At 37.7% G+C, this 20,321-nt stretch carries 16 protein-coding genes and 1 pseudogene; 5 read left to right on the forward strand and 12 right to left on the reverse strand.

Annotated elements, in window-relative coordinates; all coding sequences use genetic code 11:
* Positions 1–15: 15 nt before the first annotated feature.
* The 7 genes and pseudogenes from HMPREF2603_RS06830 to allC form a co-directional block, all read right to left on the reverse strand.
* On the reverse strand, positions 16–780 hold the full coding sequence (locus HMPREF2603_RS06830; RefSeq protein WP_070502017.1) for an oxamate carbamoyltransferase subunit AllH family protein: 765 nt from the start codon (positions 778–780) through the stop codon (positions 16–18).
* Positions 777–2,042, reverse strand: coding sequence for a YlbE family protein (locus HMPREF2603_RS06835; RefSeq protein WP_060804389.1), 1,266 nt, complete (start codon positions 2,040–2,042; stop codon positions 777–779). Before HMPREF2603_RS06835 ends, HMPREF2603_RS06830 begins: the two co-directional genes overlap by 4 nt.
* A complete protein-coding gene (locus tag HMPREF2603_RS06840; RefSeq protein WP_060804390.1) occupies positions 2,042–3,793 on the reverse strand; it encodes an acyl-CoA synthetase FdrA in 1,752 nt (583 codons plus the stop codon). The genes HMPREF2603_RS06835 and HMPREF2603_RS06840 overlap by 1 nt, the downstream gene beginning before the upstream one ends.
* 15 nt (positions 3,794–3,808) lie before the next feature.
* A pseudogene (gene allD / locus HMPREF2603_RS06845) lies at positions 3,809–4,858 on the reverse strand (ureidoglycolate dehydrogenase).
* Between the two features lie 107 nt (positions 4,859–4,965).
* A complete protein-coding gene (allD, locus tag HMPREF2603_RS06850) occupies positions 4,966–5,997 on the reverse strand; it encodes an ureidoglycolate dehydrogenase (protein ID WP_070502020.1) in 1,032 nt (343 codons plus the stop codon).
* Positions 5,998–6,014: 17 nt separating this feature from the next.
* Positions 6,015–6,803 (reverse strand): (S)-ureidoglycine aminohydrolase, encoded by a 789-nt coding sequence (gene allE, locus HMPREF2603_RS06855; RefSeq protein ID WP_060804392.1) that lies wholly within the window; start codon positions 6,801–6,803, stop codon positions 6,015–6,017.
* Positions 6,804–6,826: 23 nt separating this feature from the next.
* Positions 6,827–8,059 (reverse strand): allantoate deiminase, encoded by a 1,233-nt coding sequence (gene allC, locus HMPREF2603_RS06860; RefSeq protein ID WP_002479901.1) that lies wholly within the window; start codon positions 8,057–8,059, stop codon positions 6,827–6,829.
* Positions 8,060–8,253: 194 nt separating this feature from the next.
* On the opposite strand from allC, the gene HMPREF2603_RS06865 reads away from it, so the two are divergent.
* On the forward strand, positions 8,254–9,069 hold the full coding sequence (locus tag HMPREF2603_RS06865; protein WP_070462789.1) for an alpha/beta hydrolase: 816 nt from the start codon (positions 8,254–8,256) through the stop codon (positions 9,067–9,069).
* Between the two features lie 96 nt (positions 9,070–9,165).
* On the opposite strand, the gene allB is transcribed toward HMPREF2603_RS06865, so the two are convergent.
* Together allB and HMPREF2603_RS06875 are read right to left on the reverse strand one after the other, a co-directional pair.
* A complete protein-coding gene (allB, locus tag HMPREF2603_RS06870; RefSeq protein ID WP_060804394.1) occupies positions 9,166–10,527 on the reverse strand; it encodes an allantoinase AllB in 1,362 nt (453 codons plus the stop codon).
* On the reverse strand, positions 10,517–12,010 hold the full coding sequence (locus HMPREF2603_RS06875; protein ID WP_002479904.1) for an allantoin permease: 1,494 nt from the start codon (positions 12,008–12,010) through the stop codon (positions 10,517–10,519). The genes allB and HMPREF2603_RS06875 overlap by 11 nt, the downstream gene beginning before the upstream one ends.
* A gap of 192 nt (positions 12,011–12,202) precedes the next feature.
* On the opposite strand from HMPREF2603_RS06875, the gene HMPREF2603_RS06880 reads away from it, so the two are divergent.
* The 3 genes from HMPREF2603_RS06880 to HMPREF2603_RS06890 all read left to right on the forward strand — a co-directional run bounded on the left by HMPREF2603_RS06880 (position 12,203) and on the right by HMPREF2603_RS06890 (position 16,461).
* On the forward strand, positions 12,203–13,828 hold the full coding sequence (locus tag HMPREF2603_RS06880) for a PucR family transcriptional regulator (RefSeq protein WP_023015526.1): 1,626 nt from the start codon (positions 12,203–12,205) through the stop codon (positions 13,826–13,828).
* A gap of 47 nt (positions 13,829–13,875) precedes the next feature.
* Entirely contained in the window at positions 13,876–15,123 is a 1,248-nt protein-coding gene (locus tag HMPREF2603_RS06885) for a Zn-dependent hydrolase (RefSeq protein ID WP_070462784.1), read from the forward strand.
* 165 nt (positions 15,124–15,288) lie between these two features.
* The gene (locus HMPREF2603_RS06890) at positions 15,289–16,461 is read left to right on the forward strand and encodes an ImmA/IrrE family metallo-endopeptidase (RefSeq protein WP_060804396.1); all 1,173 of its coding nucleotides are present in this window, start codon (positions 15,289–15,291) and stop codon (positions 16,459–16,461) included.
* A 72-nt stretch (positions 16,462–16,533) separates the two neighbouring features.
* Here HMPREF2603_RS06890 and HMPREF2603_RS06895 read toward each other — a convergent pair whose 3' ends face one another.
* From HMPREF2603_RS06895 to HMPREF2603_RS06905, 3 genes are read right to left on the reverse strand one after another with little or no spacing between them, the layout of a single operon-like run.
* Positions 16,534–17,343, reverse strand: coding sequence for an ABC transporter permease subunit (locus HMPREF2603_RS06895; RefSeq protein WP_023015529.1), 810 nt, complete (start codon positions 17,341–17,343; stop codon positions 16,534–16,536).
* 1 nt (position 17,344) lies between these two features.
* Positions 17,345–18,271, reverse strand: coding sequence for an ABC transporter ATP-binding protein (locus HMPREF2603_RS06900; protein ID WP_060804397.1), 927 nt, complete (start codon positions 18,269–18,271; stop codon positions 17,345–17,347).
* A gap of 16 nt (positions 18,272–18,287) precedes the next feature.
* Positions 18,288–19,010 (reverse strand): MerR family transcriptional regulator, encoded by a 723-nt coding sequence (locus HMPREF2603_RS06905; RefSeq protein ID WP_060804398.1) that lies wholly within the window; start codon positions 19,008–19,010, stop codon positions 18,288–18,290.
* Between the two features lie 275 nt (positions 19,011–19,285).
* Here HMPREF2603_RS06905 and HMPREF2603_RS06910 point away from each other — a divergent pair, with 275 nt between their 5' ends.
* Positions 19,286–20,218 (forward strand): NAD-dependent epimerase/dehydratase family protein, encoded by a 933-nt coding sequence (locus HMPREF2603_RS06910; RefSeq protein WP_060804399.1) that lies wholly within the window; start codon positions 19,286–19,288, stop codon positions 20,216–20,218.
* Positions 20,219–20,321 lie beyond the last annotated feature (103 nt).

Below are 20,321 nucleotides of genomic sequence, written 5' to 3' on the forward strand. Positions count from 1 at the left end.
AATTATACTATAAATTCAACTTTGCAACAGAACCCCATAAAGTGTGTCTTTACCTGATGATGAGCCTACTTGGAGAAGTTTTTCTAACGTCGACTTAGAGGCGTCTTCCATCAAATCAGTTAATTTAGAACTAAAAATACGTTTAACGGCATACTTTAAAAAGGTTTGGCTGACCAATGTCGTTAAAGGTTCATCCACCAGCTGTTCAATTTCTGTTAAATGCTGCGGCTGAATAAACGGTCTAATAAAGTGAACAAACAACATCCCGACTAACATATCATCGCCTGATGGCGTCAAACCTTGTCCTCGACCTATTAAATAGCGTAATTCAGTCTTCGCATCTCCATGTGGGTTTGACAATGCATCATAAATCGATTGCATTTTAGCAGGGTTAAAGTCACCGTCAGCATATTCACAAAAATCAAATGCTTGGATACTCTCCTTTAATTGATTCAAATGAATGGCTTCAAAATTTTGACTCGCTTTAAATACATTCACATTGATATTTAGTTGTAGATTGCGATCAAACGCTAAAGCACGTGGATGTGCTTTTAACGTTTGACCCACCTGAATCGATTGTAGTAATCGATCTCTAGTGTATGCATCAACTACAACGCCAAATGGGAACATCCCATTTTCAGTGGTACCGATAAAGATGAGATTGTCATCTTTATCCACCACATTAAAACCTTTTTTAAAGCAACTGTGTACTTTAAGTTCTGTTGTATGATTCAAGATTCTGCTTGCACTTGCGCCAATGGCTTGTGCTGTGAGAATCATCCATTAAATCCTAATTTTTCAGCATAAGCTGTGATTGCTTTTTCGAAGCATTCGATTGGTGGATGCACTGTACCTGCACCAATTTGACCGAAGCCGGCAATTTTGTGTGCAATACCTGTGTTGATCACTGGTGTAATACCTTTTTCAACTACTAAGCGTGCATCGATACCTAAGCAAGCACCTTTAAAGTCCCAAGTCGGGATAGAGAAGTTAGGGTTCTCACCAATACAAATTTCAGTCATTTCGTCTGAAGTTGCTAAGGCATCTGCAAAGCCGCCGCTACCTACGAAACGTGTAACTGCAGGTGCTGCGATCATTGCCATACCGCCGCCACCGATTGTTTCAGTGATTGCTGAGTCACCGATATCAGGGTTAGCATCGTCTGATGAATAACCTGTGAAATATAAACCTTGTGGTGTATTTACAGGTGCTGTGAACCATTCGTCACCCATACCAGCGATACGGATACCGAAGTTTTCACCGTTACGGCACATTGCTGTAACGATTGTACCGTGTTGAATTTCACGAGCTGCGTCCATCATTGCTTTACCTGTTGCCATGGCAACGTTTAAGAAGAATTGGTCAGTGTCTGCTAAGAACTGAATAACTTCTGTACGTTTTTCTGGTCCAACATCTTCTAATTCAGAGATGATTGGCGCAACTTCTTTTAAGAATGCAAGTGAAGCTGCAATGTTACGTTGGTGGAATTCGTCTCCCATTGCGATTGCTTTCGCAATTAAAACGTTAACGTTTAAGCCGTCTTCCATTTGACGAACAGCTTTACCTAATACTGGACCTAATACGTCTTTCATCCAGTGTAGACGGTTAACAACTGTTTCATTGTAAGCACCGAAACGTAATACTGCGCCGATACCTTCGTTCATTTGGCAATAAGCTTCGTTGCCGCTTTCTCTGTTTTCAACAACCAATACAGGCATGTTCATTGAAGTGATACCGCCCATTGGTCCTACTGCATTCACGTGATGACAAGGAATGAATTCGATTTTATCGTTTTCTAATAATTCACGTGCTGCATCTTCATCATTTGCCCATTCTTCGAATAAGATCGCACCGATACATGCACCTTTCATTGGATCAGTCATGTTTTCATATTTAATCGGTGGACCCGCATGTAGTAAAACATGCTCTTTCAATTCAGGAATTTTATCTTTCGCAGGTACCACGTCAACTAGGAATGGTGCTGCTGCGATCATTTTATCTATGACAGCTTGGTTTGCTTCATCAATTGTTTGGTAACCCATTATACAGACTCTCCTTCATAGTTGTTTAAGAATTGTAATACTTTCATTAGCTTTTCGTCTCCGCCAGCAACTGGTCTCCAGTTGAATTGCACAACGTCTGCGCCGCTTTCATCAATTGCAGTCGCAAAGCTTTTTAGTCCAACGTTGATAACGCTTGGAGTTGTGTTGATTAATTGAAGAATCTTATCGTCTACAGATAAGTCAACTGAAGTTGCGTCGAATGACTCTTCTTTCAATTCTGGTTGTTCAGCTTTATGACCTGTTAATTCGATTGCTGAACGTACCATTTGATCGTTTGTTTCGCAGATTTGTGCACCTGCTTCTTCTAATGTTTTGATTTGTTGTTCATAGTTTTGTGGATCGTGTTCTGTACCAACAACAGTTGCTAATACAGCAATGTCACGACCATTTGCTTTTGCTTCGCTGATGATATCTTCGATAGCTGGTGCTAATTGACCTGCCATATCATCATGACTGCCGTAACCGATTACGTTATCTAACATGATTACTGCAGTGTTTTCATCATTTGCAGCTTCTTGTAATTTTTCGATACGTTTACCTGGGTCGATCATTGGGTGAGGACGACCTTGTGTATACATGTCATCACCTAAGTCAATGATTTCATGGTTGCCAGCTTTGTAAGTGAAACCTTCTGTAGTTTCATCTTTTAAGCCGTCGAACGCATCTTTTACAAGCATTGCTGCTTCGCTTGCTAATGTACCACCTGAGTAGTAACCTTTGATACCGTCTTGGCCATCTTTCAATGTTGCTTTGATTTCTTTTGTTGCTGGTTTGAATTCAGGTTTTTCACCATTAGAAAGTTGAACTGATACGCGTGCAGCTTCTTCTAGTGTGTATGCATGGTAAATATTTGCTTCAGTGTATTCTGGTTTGTGACCTAAGAATAATGTCACAACTGGTTTGTCGATATTACGAAGCAAGTTCAATACTTTTTCTTCTACTTCTTTAGCTGGTGGTTTTGAAACAACTGTAATGACTTTAACAGCTGGATCTTGTGCTAACGCTTTGATACTGTCCATCATTGTGATTGCGCCGACTTCTGTTGATAAGTCACGGCCGCCTGTACCAATTGCGTTAGTTACACCTTTACCTTCACGGTCAACAATTGTAGTGACTTCTTGGATACCAGTACCTGAAGCACCTACGATACCAATGTCACCTTTGTTAACGATGTTAGTGAAAGCTAATGGTAATGAATGGATAATACCTGTACCACAGTCAGGACCCATTACAAGTAAACCTTTGTCATGTGCCATTTCTTTCAAACGTACTTCATCATCTTTAGGTACGTTGTCACTGAACATGAATACATGCAAGTTGTTTCTTAATGCAGTTTCAGCTTCCATAGCCGCATATTGACCAGGCACTGAAATTAACGCAAGATTAGGGTTAGTAGCTTTATCTAACGCTTGGTTCCAGTTAGAAACTTCTTGTGTTGATTCAGCTTTATCGTCTTCCGCTTTACCTTTTAATTCATCTTCAACTTGTTGATTCACTTCATCAACCATTGATTCATCATCTGTATCGATCATGATGACAATGTCATTTGGTTTTGCTTCATCTAGTTCAGGTGAATCGAAGCCTGAAGCTCTGAAGATGTCTTTGTTTGCGGGTGTACCCCTCATAATTGATACTTTATTAACGCCGTCCATTGCTGATAATTTGTTTGATAACAACATCAATACAATAGAGTCTTGATACGTATTCTCTTTAATGATTGTATATAACATAATAGTCCTCCATTATTATTCTGCAAATCTGTTTTTACCGTGATAACGGTCGTAATGCACATCATCTGACTTCAAGTAGTCATAGATGTCATCTACAATTTCAATACCATCTTTGTCATAGCGTTCACTACGTAAACGTCCACGTTCACCTGGGTAGTAAACTTCGCCATAACCTTTCGCAGCTGGTTGTGCTTTCAACTCATCAATCATTGTTGAAAGTTGTTGTTTGAACTGTTTAGGGTCAGTGAAGTAAGCCGGATTAATTACAACGTGTAATTGGCCTAAATCTCTGCCTTTTGTTAAATCTTTGTACATAGATGACACGTGGCCGCCAAATGGTAAACCAAGCAAGCTACCTGATAAAATGTCTACCATCATCATCAAGCCGTAACCTTTAGGTCCTGCAACAGATACTAAAGCGTGTACTGCTCTTGAATCTGTAGTAGGTTCACCGTTTTCATCTACTGCCCATGTATCTGGGATAGATTGACCTTTTGAACGTGCATCTAACACTTTGCCCCATGCTTGTACAGTTGTTGCCATATCAAATGTGATCACACGATCATCATTTGTCGGCGCACTGAAAGCGATCGGGTTCGTACCGAAATATGGTTCAGTTCCGCCGAATGGTACAACCATTGGGTCAGATTGTCACATACTGATGCCGACCATATCTTGGTCTGCTGCCATTTCAACGAAATAGCCTAACGCACCACTGTGGCTGATGTTTTTCACACCCACAACTGCGATACCATTTTCTTTCGCCATTTCAATCGCTTTGTCCATAGCTTGTTTTGCTGCTTGGTGTCCTGGGCCATTGTCGCCGTGGAACACTGCAGAAGATGGACCTGTTTTTTCAAACTCGTAATTCGGATGAGCATTAATACCACCCTTGGCAATACGCTCTGCGTAATATTCAACACGTACTGCACCATGAGAATGAATCCCGCGATGGTCTGCGAATGGTAAAACATCTGAGACGTCAGCAGCTGCATCTTCTTGCAAACCTGCTTTCATCAATTTATTTTTCATTAACTCATAAAGTTCTTTTTTTGTAACACGCATCACTAAAACCCTCCTGACTTTTTTGAAGATTCTTGCAATTTATTAGTCTGCAAAACTAAATAAAGAGCGGTGCCGGTGCAATGACCAGCACCGCTCATTCAATTGAATTAGTAAACTTGTTCTGACTTCATGTAATCATAGATAGATTGTGGAATTGGAATACCTGTTTCGTCGTATTTTGCTTCCACATCTTCTTGAATTTCACCTGGATAGTAGACTTGGTCAAAGCCTTTCGCAGGATCGATGTCATGAAGTTCTTGAACCATTCGTTCCATTTGTGATAAGAATTGTTCCTCGTCACCAAAGTAACTTGGATTGATCACTAAATGGAATTGGCCCAGACGACGGTACGCACTGTAATCTTCATACATTGAAGACACATGCTGACCAAATGGTAAGCCAAGCAAGCTGCCTGATAGAATATCTACCATCATCAGCAAGCCGTAACCTTTCGGTCCAGCTGCAGGCAACAATGCGCTGACTTTATAAGGGTCTGTCGTCGGTTCACCTTTATCATCCACTGCCCAAGTATCTGGGATTGAATGATATTTTGAACGTGCGTCTAAGATTTTACCCCACGCTTGTACAGTTGTAGCCATATCAAAGACAATTGGCTTGCCGTCTTTACGAGGTGTACCAAATGCAATCGGGTTGGTACCGAAGTAAGGTTTTGTTCCTCCGAACGGTACAACCATCGGATCTGATTGGCAGACACTTAATGACACTAAACCATGTTTACCAGCCATTTGTGTGTAGTAACCAATCGCACCGCTATGTCCCATTTCTTTGACACCTACTGCAGCAATACCGTTTTCTTTCGCCATTTGAATCGCTTCTTCCATCGCATGGTAAGCTGCGTAATGACCCACTGTATTATCTGCGTGATAAATACCTGTAGATTTGCCTGTTTTTTCAAATTTAATTTCTGGTTCTAAGTTGAATCCGCCTTTTGCTGTACGTTCTGCATAGTAGCGCAAGCGCACGGCACCATGTGAATGGATACCACGTGCGTCTGCGAATACCATCAGCTCAGCGACTTTGTCTGCATACTTGTCAGGCATGCCTGCAAGCATAAGCTTTTCTTTAAATAATTGGCGTAACTCATCATAGCCAACATAAACTAAATTCTCTTCACTCATGATTTAGAAACCCTCTCTTATAGTTCGATGTCACGGTTAGCATCTTTAGAGTAGATATATGCGAATGGTTCTTCTAAGCCGATAGCATAAGTTGCTTGTGGAGCATAAGCACCCATGAAGATATAGTCACCTTTGTCTACTGGTAACCATTCGTTGTCTAGGTTGTACATACCGCGACCGCTTAATACGTAAGCACCGTGTTCTTGTACGTGTGTTTCAACATAACCATGTGAAGCACCTGGTTCGAATGATAAGATGTGAATGTTCATGTCATATGCGATATCTTTTGGTAATAAGTCTTGAACTAATACTTCTTTCATACCTTCATATGGTTCTGCTTTAAGGTCATTAACATTGCCTGTCACAACTTCTGGTTTGTGATCTTCAAGTGGTTGGTAACGTTTTTTGTATAAGAATACGCGGCTGTCTTCGTTATTGTTGTTGTTTTCGAATTTCATCACTTGATCAGCTGGTACGTATAAGTAACCGCCTTGTGATAATTCATATTTTTCATCGCCAGCATACGCATTGATGTTTCCGTATACAACATAGATGAATGTTTGGATACCGTCTCCGCCGAAGCCTTGAGTGTTGCCGCCTTGGTCTTTCAATGTAACTAGGTAGTCAACGAAACGTGCACCTAAACGTGGTGAACCTAAAATAGTAACGTCGCAATCTTCGAATCCTGGTACTACGTTATTTACTAAACCGTCTGGAACGATAACTGCGTAATTGTCTTTTTTGATAACTGCTCTTGTTTCTAATAAACCTTCTCTATAACCTTGATTGTGATTTAAGTAACCCATTATTAAAAACTCCTTTACATTAATTATTCTTTGTAAGCTAATTCATATAAAACGTCTTTTAATACTTCGATTCCTTTTACTAAGTCTTCGATGTTTGTTTCTTCTTCAACGTTATGACTGATGCCGTTGATAGATGGCGTGAACAACATTGCTGTCGGAACAAATTTCGCAAAGATTTGCGAATCGTGTCCGGCACCTGATGCCATGACTTTATATTGTTCTTTACCCACTATTTGGTCAGCTGATTTTTCGATTCTATCTACTAAACCTTTGTCCATTAATACTGGGGCTTCGTCCATCCATAAATCAATATCGTACTCTAAGCCTTCTGACTCAGATACTGATTTGATTGTTTCTGTGATTTCGTCAGCGAATTGATTCAATGCGTCTTGGTCAATATGACGTGTATCAATACTGAAGACAATTTCACCTGGAACTACGTTAACTGTGTTCGGTACAGGATCAACACGGCCGAAAGTCAGTACTAACGGATCGCCGATTTCTCTAGCGCGTTGTGTTAATTTAGAAGCAATCTCACTAAATCCTACAACTGCGTCTTTTCTTAAGCCCATCGGTGTTGTACCTGCGTGGTTCGCTTCACCTTTTAATGTAACTGTGTAACGTTTTTGACCGACAATTCCATTCACTACACCAATTGCTTTGTTTTCAGTTTCAAGCACTTTCCCCTGCTCGATATGCACTTCAACAAAGGCTTTGATGTCATCGTGGTTTTGGTCTTGTTTTCTGTAGTCAAAGCCAGAGTCTCTCATCGCATCTTCAAAACGCACACCTTCTGCGTCTGCAATCTCTTCAACTTCTGATTTGTCTACAAGATTGAAGTAGTTTTTACTGCCCCAGAATGCGAATGGGAAACGGCTGCCTTCTTCTTCAGCTAAGGCAAGGACTTCTAGAGAACGAAGCGGTTGGCCGTGTTCTTCTTTAAGTGCCTTCATTGCTGTCACAGCAGCTAAGATTCCGTATTGACCGTCTAAATGACCGCCTTCAACGACTGTGTCAATATGAGAACCTGAAACAATTTTTTCATCTGGATATTTACTGCCTTCTAAACGACCTGTTAAGTTGCCGATGTCGTCGAAAGTTGCGTCAAATCCAGCTGATTCTAATGTTTCTTTTAAAGCATGCACGGCTTGCTGCCATTCATCTGAATAAAGCAAGCGTGTAATTCCTCCGCCAATCAAACCGCCATATGCGGTAAACTGCTTATCTAAAGCTTCAAAAGAGGAACGGATGTTCATATTCAACAACTCCTTTTCATCTCATCATCTATTATAAATGTTTACTTTTGTTACTACATCCACAATTCCGACAATTAACATCCTCGTATTTATTCATTTTGTACAAATACGATAGATATAAGATTTGCGATAATTATTTTGGGTAAATATGAACAATTTAAAGCAATCTAACATAACCAAAGGAGGTTCTTTTGTTGTCAGAAACAAAACACATCACAACCCAAGACCAATTTCAATTAACGCAACTCATTACACCCGCTCAAAATGAACCTAAAGGTATCATTCTTTACTTTCATGGTGGCGGCTTAATTTTCGGTCAACCTGATGATTTACCACAGGCCTACGTTGATTTGTTAACTGAAGATTTCACAATGATTTCAGCAGATTATCGTTTAGCACCTGAAAGCAATATCGATACAATTATGAATGATGCATTAACACAATTCGATGATGTCAAAGCTAATCATCCTGACTTGCCGATTTTCTTATTCGGTCGTTCAGCAGGATCATTCTTATCTTTAATTGTTGCATCTAAACGCGATGTCCAAGGTATTCTTGATTTCTATGGTTATAGCCGTTTCCACGTACCGCAATTCTTACGTGCGAATCCACAATACAAAGCCATGTCTCAACAAATCACACCAGAACTGTTAAATAATATGATTCAAACAGAACCTTTAACACAAGGTGATTTACAGACACGTTATCTCATTTACCTTTATGCACGCGGACAAAACGAATGGCTGAAGTTACTAGGCATTCAACAATCTACAGATGCTGCCTTTAACATTGCGCCTAAAACACTTAAAGCATTTCCACCTACATTTATTGTGCATGGTAAACAAGATCCAGATGTGCCTTTCGGTGAAGCTCAACATTTAGACCGTAATATTCCAGAAACTAAATTCATCGCTTTCGATAACAAAGATCACGATTTTGATCGCGAAGTGAATGACTTTAATTTAGATATCTACCAACAAGCTAAAACATTCTTATTAAATCTTGTTTAAATGTGACAAAAGACCTCCGAACTGAAATGGTTCGGAGGCCTTTTTTATATTAATGCTGTGATACAGCATGCATACTTATTTGAATTTAACCAAGACTTAGATAAATTCACCACGGAAGTCATTAGAAACACCGTCTTCAAGACTGTAAGTTTCTTCACCGCGTAAAATTGTTTTCGCAACTTGTGCGTTAATTGTACGACCTACATATGGGCTTAGTTTATTGCGGTATTCTAAATCTTCAGCTTGTAATGTGTATGAAGATTCTGGTTTGATGAAGACGAAGTCTGCATCTTTACCAACTGCAATACTACCTTTGTTGTCTAAGCCGAAACGTTTTGCAGGTTCAGTCGCAATAATTTCAGCGAAACGTTTAAGTGATAAGTCACGTTTTTGAACACTTTCGTCGAATAAGATATCCACGTTATTTTGGATACCTGCGATACCGCCCCAAGCTTCAAATGCGTTGTCAGTATCTTTTAAGTCAGGTGTACTTGGTGAGTGGTCAGATGTTACGAAGTTGATGTCACCATTGATAACACGTTCCCACATACCTGGTAAGCGTGATTCTTCACGGATTGGTGGTGAACATTTAACAACTGGACCAATGTCATCTAATTCTTCTTTGTAGAAGTATAGATAGTGTGTACAAGTTTCACATGTTACGTCCACACCTTCTTGTTGTGCTTTAATAACTTCATCCACGCCTTCTTCACATGCAACGTGTACGATGTGTAAACGGCAGCCAGTTTCTTTTGCGAATAAGATCAATTTGCGGATAGGTTCAACTTCTGTGAATACAGGTCTTGAATCTACGTAAGCTGCCAATGATTTTTCGCCGTTTTTATAAGCGATTTCGCCTAAACGGTCTGTAATATCAGCGTTTTCTGCGTGTACAGATAAGATTTTACCTGTTTTCGCAATTTGTTTCATACCTTCGTAAAGTGAATAGTCATCTACGTTTTCGAAGTCGCCATCGATTGAACGGTCACCACAAGTAGCTAAGAACGCTTTGTAAGCCACAACGCCTTCTTCGTCTAATTCTTGGATACCACCATCTAAGTTATAAGGCACTAAACCGCCATAACTTGCAACGTCAGCTGATAATTTACCTTTACCTGCATCAAATTTTTCTTGGATTGACGCTCTATCAGTTGTTGCTGGTACTTGGTTTAAAGGCATTTCAACGATTGTAGTAACGCCGCCTTTTGCAGCACCTTTCAATCCTGTTTCGTAGCCTTCCCACTCGTCACGGTAGCCGCCGCCTGGTTCTGTAATATGCACGTGTGCATCTACCATACCTGGTGCAACGACTTGTCCTTTTGCATCGATAACTTTTTCTGCGTCACCTAAGTCATGACCAATTGCTGCGATTTTTCCGTCTTTAACAGCTACTTCTACTTCTTGTTCGCCTTCGTCTAAAATGACACGACCATTTTTAATCAATAAATCATATTTCATTAGCTTTCTCTCCTTTATCCTTTCTAAATTTCTTTTCTAACACGTATAAAATGATATAAGAAATGCCTGCGATGAAAAATCCGATAAACCATGAGAAGTCAGAAATGACTTGGAATTTCGGAATGAAACCTAATAGTGAAACAACAACACCAAGAATTGTAGCCACATAAGCAGAGAAGTTAAACCTTAATCCGCCATGATTTGGATTATTTGTATCAAAATACAATCTCTCGATGTCGACTTTACATCTGTTGATTAAGTAGAAATGTACGATTAATACACCTGCAACCGGCCCTAAAATTGCACCGATCATATTTAAGAAAACGAAAATACTATCTTCATTTTCCATTAATTTCCAAGGCATAATCAGAACACTCACAACAGAAGCTAAAATTACACCACGACGATAGTTAATCAACTTCGGCATCAATACACTTAATTGATATGCTGCTGGAATGATATTACTTGTCGCGTTCGTTGAAATTGTAGTCATCAATAATACACCTGTGGCGATTAAAATCGTCCAGATATTATCCCAGTTATTGATAATTGTTAAGATATTCCATTCTTGGTGACCTAAGAAGATAGAACCACCAATAATGATGAACACACTACTGAATGCGAATAATAAGTGTGCAACAACAATACCTGAAACTTGTCCTACAATTTGTGCACGTGTTGAAACTGCTTTTTGTGTAAAGTCAGAAACACTTGCTCCTGGTCCAGCCCAAACACCCATCATTGAGTTGAAAATTAGGATGAATGATAAAATAGCTGGATAAATAATACCACTTGATTTTGTTGTGATTTCATAATGCATGATGTTGTCCCAGCCGCCGGCAACCATGAAGCCCCAGATTGCCATACCGCCGAATACAATGTAAATTAACGGGTTTAAAACTGCAGTGAATTTATTTAGTGTCTCACCGCCGCCGATACCAATCGCAAAGTTAATAGCCCAGAATACTAAAAATGCGATTAAACCAGGTATCGTGATGCCTAAAATTGTCGTTCCATTACCAAAATGCTCGAACCCCGGGAAGATTTTAATAAGCAAAATGAGTAATGCCTGTGAGCCTGCGAAGGTTTGTAATCCGAACCAACCAATACCCGCAATTACACCACGTAACACACCAGGAAGTTTTGCCCCGATGTCACCATACGTTTGACGTAACTGCATGGCAAATGGAATGCCGTATTTAGAACCAGCATAACCGTTAACCGCAAGTAATGTCGCAATAATAAATGAACTGAAGATCAATGCGAAAATTACTTGTAACGGCGAAAGCCCTAGTAGCAAAAATCCGCCTACGGCAGTATAGTTAGGAATGTTATGGACAGCACCCATCCAAAGGGTGAAGAAGTTGAATGTTGATATATTTCTTTGGCTGTCTGTTTTAGGCATAACATCCTTGTTATAGCCTCTGCGTTCGAAGAAAGCCGCATCATGAATGCCGCTTTGCGCTTGCCCCTGTTTCGTCATTTCTATATCTCCTTTGAGTTGGAATAAATATGACTATACGTATAATCTTTACTTAAAATTTTACAGTTACTGGAAACGTTTTTCTTTGTGCAGTTTGACAGTAATTTTTTATAAAATTATCGATTTCGAACAAATTATGTCATTTCATGTTAAAATTTATTTCAGAAACAAAGTTATAAGGAAGGTGATTAAATGCCGACGTTGCAGAATATACTCGCTGCACCCAGTTTTGCTGGATTAAAACTCATTAATAATCAAGGAGATTTACATAGAGAAGTTCGCCACTTAGACATCACAGAAAATATTGATATTAAAGACTACACTGCTAAAGAGTCATTTATACTCACGACGGGGTTATTATTTCGGGATAATCAAGCAGGCTTGAAACAAATGATTAAAGAATTAAATGATATTGATACCGCGGGGTTAGGTATTAAAACGTCTCGTTATTTAAAACATATCAATCAAGAAGTGATTGATTACGCAAACGAATTAGAATTTCCATTGATAGAAATCTCTGAAGAGTGGAATTTAGGGGAAATCACAAGACAAATTTCAACTTATATTTCAGATGAACAAACAGCTAAATTAAACTACGCTTTGAATATTCAAGAAGAACTGAACGATATGCTGATTAAGGGTTTCGGTGTCGAAACAATGATAGAAAGAATGAGCCGTATTTTAGGCGTACCCGTTCTGTTATTCAACCCATTCTATATGGTTGATTCTCAAAGCTGGCATTACCAACAGAATAATTTGTTGAAACAACAACATATCCGTTACTTTTTAGAATACTTACGTTCAGAAAACGCTAATACAATTACTCGCAATCAAACGAAGTTCACTAATGACGTGGCGATTTTCAAAGTACAAGCCTATGCTTATTTCCCATATTATTTAATGGTGTCAGATATCAATAAGCTGTCTTATCCTTTCAGTTTATTAACGATTGAACAAATTGTCTCAACATTGAGCTTTGCGATATATAAAAATAAAAAGATTGAAGAAGCTGAACACTCAGATATCAATCGTTTCTTTGAATCCCTGATTACGAATCGTTCTGATCAATCTTTATCTGTTCATAATCATCCGATTTTATTTGAACAATACGGTATTTACCCTTCCGATTATTATCAAGTCATTATCTGTGCCATTGACCCGATGGATAATTTAGAAAACAGTCAGTACGTTGAAGAGCGTTATCAATTCGTTTACACATGGCTCATACACAAACTCACAGATTTAGATTCACGTATCAGTGTTTACAGTATGCCAAGTAATCGCAGATTTGCGATTTTACTACAATCTAAACATGAATATTATTTAAATTACTTAAAACATATTCAACAAGAATACCATGAGTTCTTCGACAGCAGTATTTCATTCGGGATTGGTAATAGAGTCACAGAATTCTCTCAATTATCAACGTCCTTTATGGAAGCGAACGAAGCTTATGAAAGCGGCTTAGATAAAGCACGTAAAGCATTCATGAACTTCTATCAATCAAAGAGTATGAAAGAACTCTTACAGCTGTTGCCACCAAGTAAATTGAAACCTTTCATTCAACATACTTTAGGTGACCTAGCCTATCCTAAAACGAAAAAGGATGAAGAGTTAAAAGATACGCTTAAAATGTACATGGATTATCAATGTGATATTACCAAAACTGCGAAGAAAATGTTCATTCACCGTAACACTGTAAAATATCGAATTAAAAATTGTGAAGAAATATTAGGTTGCACGGTTGAAGATCCGTTCAACTCACTAAATATCCGTCTCGCATTATATGCATCAGAAGAAATACTCTTCGATCAATAATAACGTTATAACTATCTATCAATCATTAATCAAACAGGGGGAGCTCCATGAATTTAGATACTGTCATGTCTCATTTAGACACTTTTAATAACTATGGTTTTAATACAGAAACAGGCGGCACAAACCGCATTGCCTTTCGTCACGCTGAACGCTTAGCCGCATTGAAATTCTCAATGTTGTGCCAAGAAGCGGGATTAGATGTCCGCTTCGACTACTTCGGCAACGTCATCGCAAGAAGAGAAGGTAAAAAACCTAACTTACCGCCCGTTATGATCGGATCACATATCGATACCGTAAAAGATGGCGGACGTTACGACGGCTTACTTGGTGTTGTAGCTGCATTACAACTCATGATGCATTTAAACGAACACCAAATTGAAACAGATCACCCAATTGAAATCGTCGCATTTACGGCAGAAGAATCTGCACGTTTCAACACTGCGACACTCGGCAGTAAATACATTACAGGCAACTTGTCTCAAGACGATATGAAAGAAATTAAAGATAATGAAGGCAAAACGCTATTCCAATTGGTCGACACTTTAAAACAAAGCTTACCTTCAGAACAAGATTTCTATCATCAAGGAGATTTAAAGGCCTTCTTAGAACTGCATATCGAACAAGGACCTATCTTACAAAACAAACACAAAGACATTGGGATTGTGACACATATCGCAGCACCTCACCGTTTTAAAGTTAAATTAACAGGTGAAACAAGTCATTCCGGATCAACACCTATGCCGATGCGTTATGACGCTTTAACTGCCGCATCAGAAATCATCTTACAAGTTGAAGCCATCGCACAACATTACCATAAAGCAGGGGTCGTTGCGACAGTCGGTCATTTAGATGCCTTCCCTAATATCATGAATGCTATCCCTGGCGATGTAACATTATTGATTGATATTCGAGGTAAAGAATTAGAATCACGTGAACAAGTTGCGACTGAGGTACAACAAGCCATTTCAGAGATTACAAAACGTCGTAATATACAAGCTGAGGTTAAAGACTTAGGACAAGATATGCCTGTGGGTCTGAATGCAGAAATTGCCCAAATTACTAAACAAGTGTGCGAACAACATGACTACAGTTACCGTTTCATGTTCAGCGGCGCCGGTCATGATTCCATGAACATGGCATTAATCTGCCCTACCAGCATGTTGTTCATTCCATGTAAAGACGGTATCAGCCACTCACCTAAAGAGTCTGTTGAACCAGAAGAAATTGAAAAAGGTATTCAAACACTTATAGATACAGTGATTGAAGTGGCAAAAGCAGACGTCAAACTACAATAAATACAACAACGAACCGAATATCAAACACTTAAAACAAACCCGAGAGAAAAATTCATGTTTCCTCTCGGGTTTTATGTATAATAAAATAATAAATAGCAAACAACTTTCCATCTCCAGCAGAAGCCAGTCATAATTACATAACTATACGAGGAGCACACAACATCTATGAATATTGGAAAACAACTCGCCCGCTTAAGTCAATTACACGGTTATAGTTACAAAGCTTTAGCTAAACACTTAAATATAAGTGAATATCAATTAAGACAATGCGAGAATAAGCATGCACCTTTTGATTTCAATCTCACTTTAACTTTAAGTCAATTTTTCAAAGTAAGAACCAGTTATCTAACAGCCGAACATACAATCTTTTCTAGAACCAATACAGTACAACGTGGCCATGTTTCTATAAGCAACTATGACTTTCATACACACACCCAACAATTTTACCAATCCATATATCTAGCGAACTTTGTAGAATTCCAATCAAGATTCGTCAAATCACCTTTTAAACAGGTTTTAGACGTCACGGCTGAAATAGAACACCTTTATGATCAAGCTAATAGCCAAATTAATTTTATTAAAAACGCTGCTGAAAAAGCACGCGCATTACTTATAAAAGAACCGTCGAACCTAAGGTTGCTATTCATGTTAGAAAAAGCAGGTTTATGTATATGCGAGTCAAATATCAATAACGAAGCGAAACCTTTCAGTTTTTGGTCTGAAAAAGGTATGCCTTATATTGTTCTAAACCACAACAATGATTTTGCGGTAAAAAGCGTGTTTGATGTTGCGCATGAATTAGGTCATTTACTGTTACATAAGCATATTCAATTTGATTTACTCACTTATGAAGAATTTCAAGATATAGAACCTGAAGCAAATATCTTCGCCGCTTCATTCCTATTGCCTGAACAAGCATTTAAGGAAGATCTAAAGAAGGTGTCTAACTTGTCTAATCCAGATGATTACACACCATTAAAACAGAAGTGGTATGTATCTATCAAAGCCATGGGTCAGCGTGCTTATGAGTTAGGATTACTCACATTTGAAGAATATATTGCTTTTTGTCATGCGATTCATGAAAAGAATTATGAAGCGGTTGAACCTTTAGATGATACCCTGGCACGCAGACATCCAATTAAAATAACCGCTCATTTAGAATACATGTTTGTAAGAAAACTCATTACACCGCAAAAATTGTTAGACATCTTAAAAGTAGAACCTGAATTTTTAACACAGTTAGCCAATATCAATCAAAGCTTATTTGATAAATTCATTAAAAAAGAATCTAAAGAAATTTTAAAATACAATTTCATAGAAGCTACTGATAACCGTTAAAAACCATTGAATATTTTTCATACAAAATAACCAGTACGAGTTCTTCGCACTGGTTATTTTGTATTTACACATTTATAATTTCGAAACCATTTTATCCCTATTAAATGACTTCACAAGTAATAAGAATATAATGATGTCTAAGATAATTAAGACGAAACCTGCGATTAAGATGATTTGATAACCTAACAGCATAATACCTGAAGCTTGAGAAATGATTAAACCGATAATCGGTACAACTAAGAATAACGCAACACTTTGAGCCGACTTCATACTCTTTGCCTTATTCGCAACCATCATCACGAGACATATCGAAAGGAAAGTCATTGATGGTATAATCAACAGAATTAAAGAGAGCCATGCTCCATTAGGAAAAATTAATTGATGGAATTGTTTCCAACCAAATAAATTCACTGTTATACCATAGAGTACAATGGCGCCATATGTGATGACGATGGAAGGTATAAAAGATGCGATAACTTTTCCTAACAACATTTCTTTATCTGATAATGGTGTATACAACAATCCCTCTAACGTTTTGTGTTCTTTTTCTCCCACAAAGCTATAACTCGCAGAAGCATTAGAAATAATGACAGGCATCAAAAGAAAGAGTGGCATTAAGAAATACATCAATACTATATAAATTAAAATATGTTCAGGTGATGCATGAACAGGTAAATTAAGTGTATTTAACTGGTGAATCGATTTTTCAAATTCACTCGGCAAATTAACTAAATCAACTTTCGTACTGAAAATAATCAAGATATTCGGCAGTATGACGCTGAAAAAGACAGCGATGAAAAGCATAGGATATAACGTCGACTTATCATACATCATTTCTAACAATTCTTTTTTAACCAATGCTTTGATACGATGTGTATTCATCTTATAAACCACCTACTTTTTTCTCATAGAGTTCTTGTAACGCATGTTGATATTGTGTAACTTCATAAACCTTTATATTTTCTTTTACTAAAATAGTAATAACTTCAGAAATGTCCTTATATGCATCCACTTTCACAATCAATTGATCATCTCTAACCTCATAGAAAGAAACTAGATCAATAGATGCTTGACTTAAAAGACGTTCTGCTTCTTGAACGTCTGACACTTTTAAATGAAATTCATGTCCCGGCCATTCTGTTTGTATCAATTGTGATACTGTCCCTTGCGCAATAAACGTTCCTTTTTTCATAATGAAAATATTATCCGCAATTTTTTCTAAACCTTGAAGTTGGTGCGTACACATTAAAATGGTAGTTCCTTGCTTTTTAGCCATCTGTTTAAGTAATTCAATAAAGCGTTCTGAAGCAATAGGATCCAACCCTGAAGTTGGTTCATCTAATATTAATAATTTAGGGTTTGTCATCATCGCTCGAATTAACAATACCTTTTGTTTCATACCTTTACTTAAAGCACCTGCTTTGGCTTGCATATGTGCTTCAATATCAAACACTTTTAATAAATAAGTACTGTTTTGATTAAAATCAGTTGTATCTAAACCATACAACTGCGCCCAAAACTTTAAATTTTGAGCAACAGTTAAATTTTCATATAAAGCCCCATCATTTTGGACAGCCATAGCTTGTCGTACTTCATTGAAGTGCGGTTGGTCTAAAGATTGATCAAATAAGGTGACCACACCTTTATCCGGTTTCAACAAACCGGTCATCAATTTTATGGTTGTTGTTTTACCGGAACCATTCGGACCAAGTATCGCATGAATTTTTCCTGTTTCTAACTCAAACGAAATATCCTTTATAACTTCCACATCTCCAAAACTTTTAGATAAATGTTCAACTTTCGCAATCATGATGATCTTCCTCTCTTCAAATCAACTTATTGTTATCCGCTACCTCAATACAATAATGTGTTTCACTGCAATTTGGACATGTGAGTTTGCGCGTTTTGAAAGTATGATTAGCGAAAATCATGTGACTTAATTTAGGTTTGAAGACTGTTTGACAATTTGGACAAACGTAACTGACATTTTGGTAGTAATACGCTGTTAACCCTGCCGCAACAAGCACTCTGAATGGAATGGCTTTCGCCAAAATTTTCCAATCTTTTTTAGTTAGTGCACGTACTAAAGCACTAACTTGATAACTACCAATAGCAATACCAGTTATTAACATATTACGACGAATCTGACTCATTTGGTCCATACGTGATGATAATTGTTCAAAATGATGCGCATTATCTAGTAAACCTGTGCTGTCATCTCCTACAAGCTCATCTAGCTTTTGAAGACGTTCTAATTTTTGTTTCGTTTGAGTTAAAGCTTTTTCTAATTCAACTTCTTTCTTTTTCAACAAAACTTTTAATGTCGCTGTATCTTCTGATTCATTTAATATATGATGAATCTCTTGAAGCGAAACGCCCATGCTTTTTAATAAAACAATACTTTCTAATTGGGTTTTATCTGCTTCACTATATACTCTGCGATTATGTTCAACACGACTTGGTTTTAGCAATCCTTTTTGGTCATAATATTGGACTGTTCTGACAGATACTTCACAAGCTTTGGCTAATTCACCTGTTGAATATTCCATTTAAACTTCCTCCTTGCCTCTTTAATTTCTCTACACTCTTAGCTTACGCTATAACGTTGCGTTACTAGCAAGCACTTTATTATTAAATTAGTGTAAAGTCAGTCTGCCGTATGTCTTATAAACATTGTCATGACAGCGTTTTGTCCCTTTACATAATTTTAATAGTTTAACATGTCTTTTGTCTTTCAACTTTTAAAGTATAATGCTACACTTTAGACGTATACATATTAAAATAGATATAAGACATTAATTTTCTAACAAGGAAGGTACTTATTATGAAAGTATTGATTACAGGGGGCGCTGGTTTTATCGGTTCGCACATCGCAGAGAAATTTAACAACGAAGGTGGAGAAGTGTTTGTCGTAGATAACCTCTCTACAGGTAAACGAGACAATATTCCTTTTATAGATGAAGATCATTTTTATCAAAATGACGTGAAAGACTTTGAATTACTCGAAGAACTTGTGAAAGTGCATCAATTCGATTACGTCTTTCATTTAGCCGCAATGGTCAGTGTCGTAGAAACTGTGGGCAAACCAGTTGAATCTAATGGGGACAATATTGATTCAACGATTCATTTATTAGAGGCAAACCGTCAACATAACCCGAATTTGAAAAAATTCTTATTTGCTTCATCTGCCGCAATTTATGGTGATTTGCCAGATTTACCAAAATCAACAGATTCCAAAATTAATCCTTTATCACCTTATGCAGTACAAAAATTCGCAAGTGAACAGTATACAAAGATTTATCATTCACTCTATAACTTGCCGACTGTTTCTTTACGTTTCTTCAACGTTTATGGTCCAAGACAAAATCCAGAGTCAGACTACTCAGGGGTATTATCAATTTTAAATCAAAAATTCTTAAACAAAGCTGACTTTACTTTCTTTGGTGACGGCAAACAAACACGTGACTTTATTTACATCAAAGATTTACTTCAAGCAATTTGGATTGTGTTAGAAAAAGAAGAAACAAACGGAAAGATTTATAATGCGGGTACTGGAGATGAAACAGATTTACTAACTGTTTTCAAAGCCTTTTCTGACTACTTCGGATATGAGGTTCATTATTCATTTGAAGATGAACGTGCAGGTGACATTAAATATTCTCGTTCAGATGTGACACCGTTAAAAGCATTAGGTTATCAACCTGAATATCCTGTATCTAAAGGTATTGCGGAGTATCTAGAATATAATAAAAATTAACTTTAAAATAAAAAATTCCCAAGCGGCAATCGTTCGCTTGGGAATTTTAGCATTTCAATTCATTAGGGTACTTATAAGAATTCAACTTCTATTCTGTATATTA

Origin of the sequence: Staphylococcus sp. HMSC055C03 (genome assembly GCF_001809385.1) — a bacterium.
GTDB classification, from domain to species: Bacteria; Bacillota; Bacilli; order Staphylococcales; family Staphylococcaceae; genus Staphylococcus; species Staphylococcus simulans.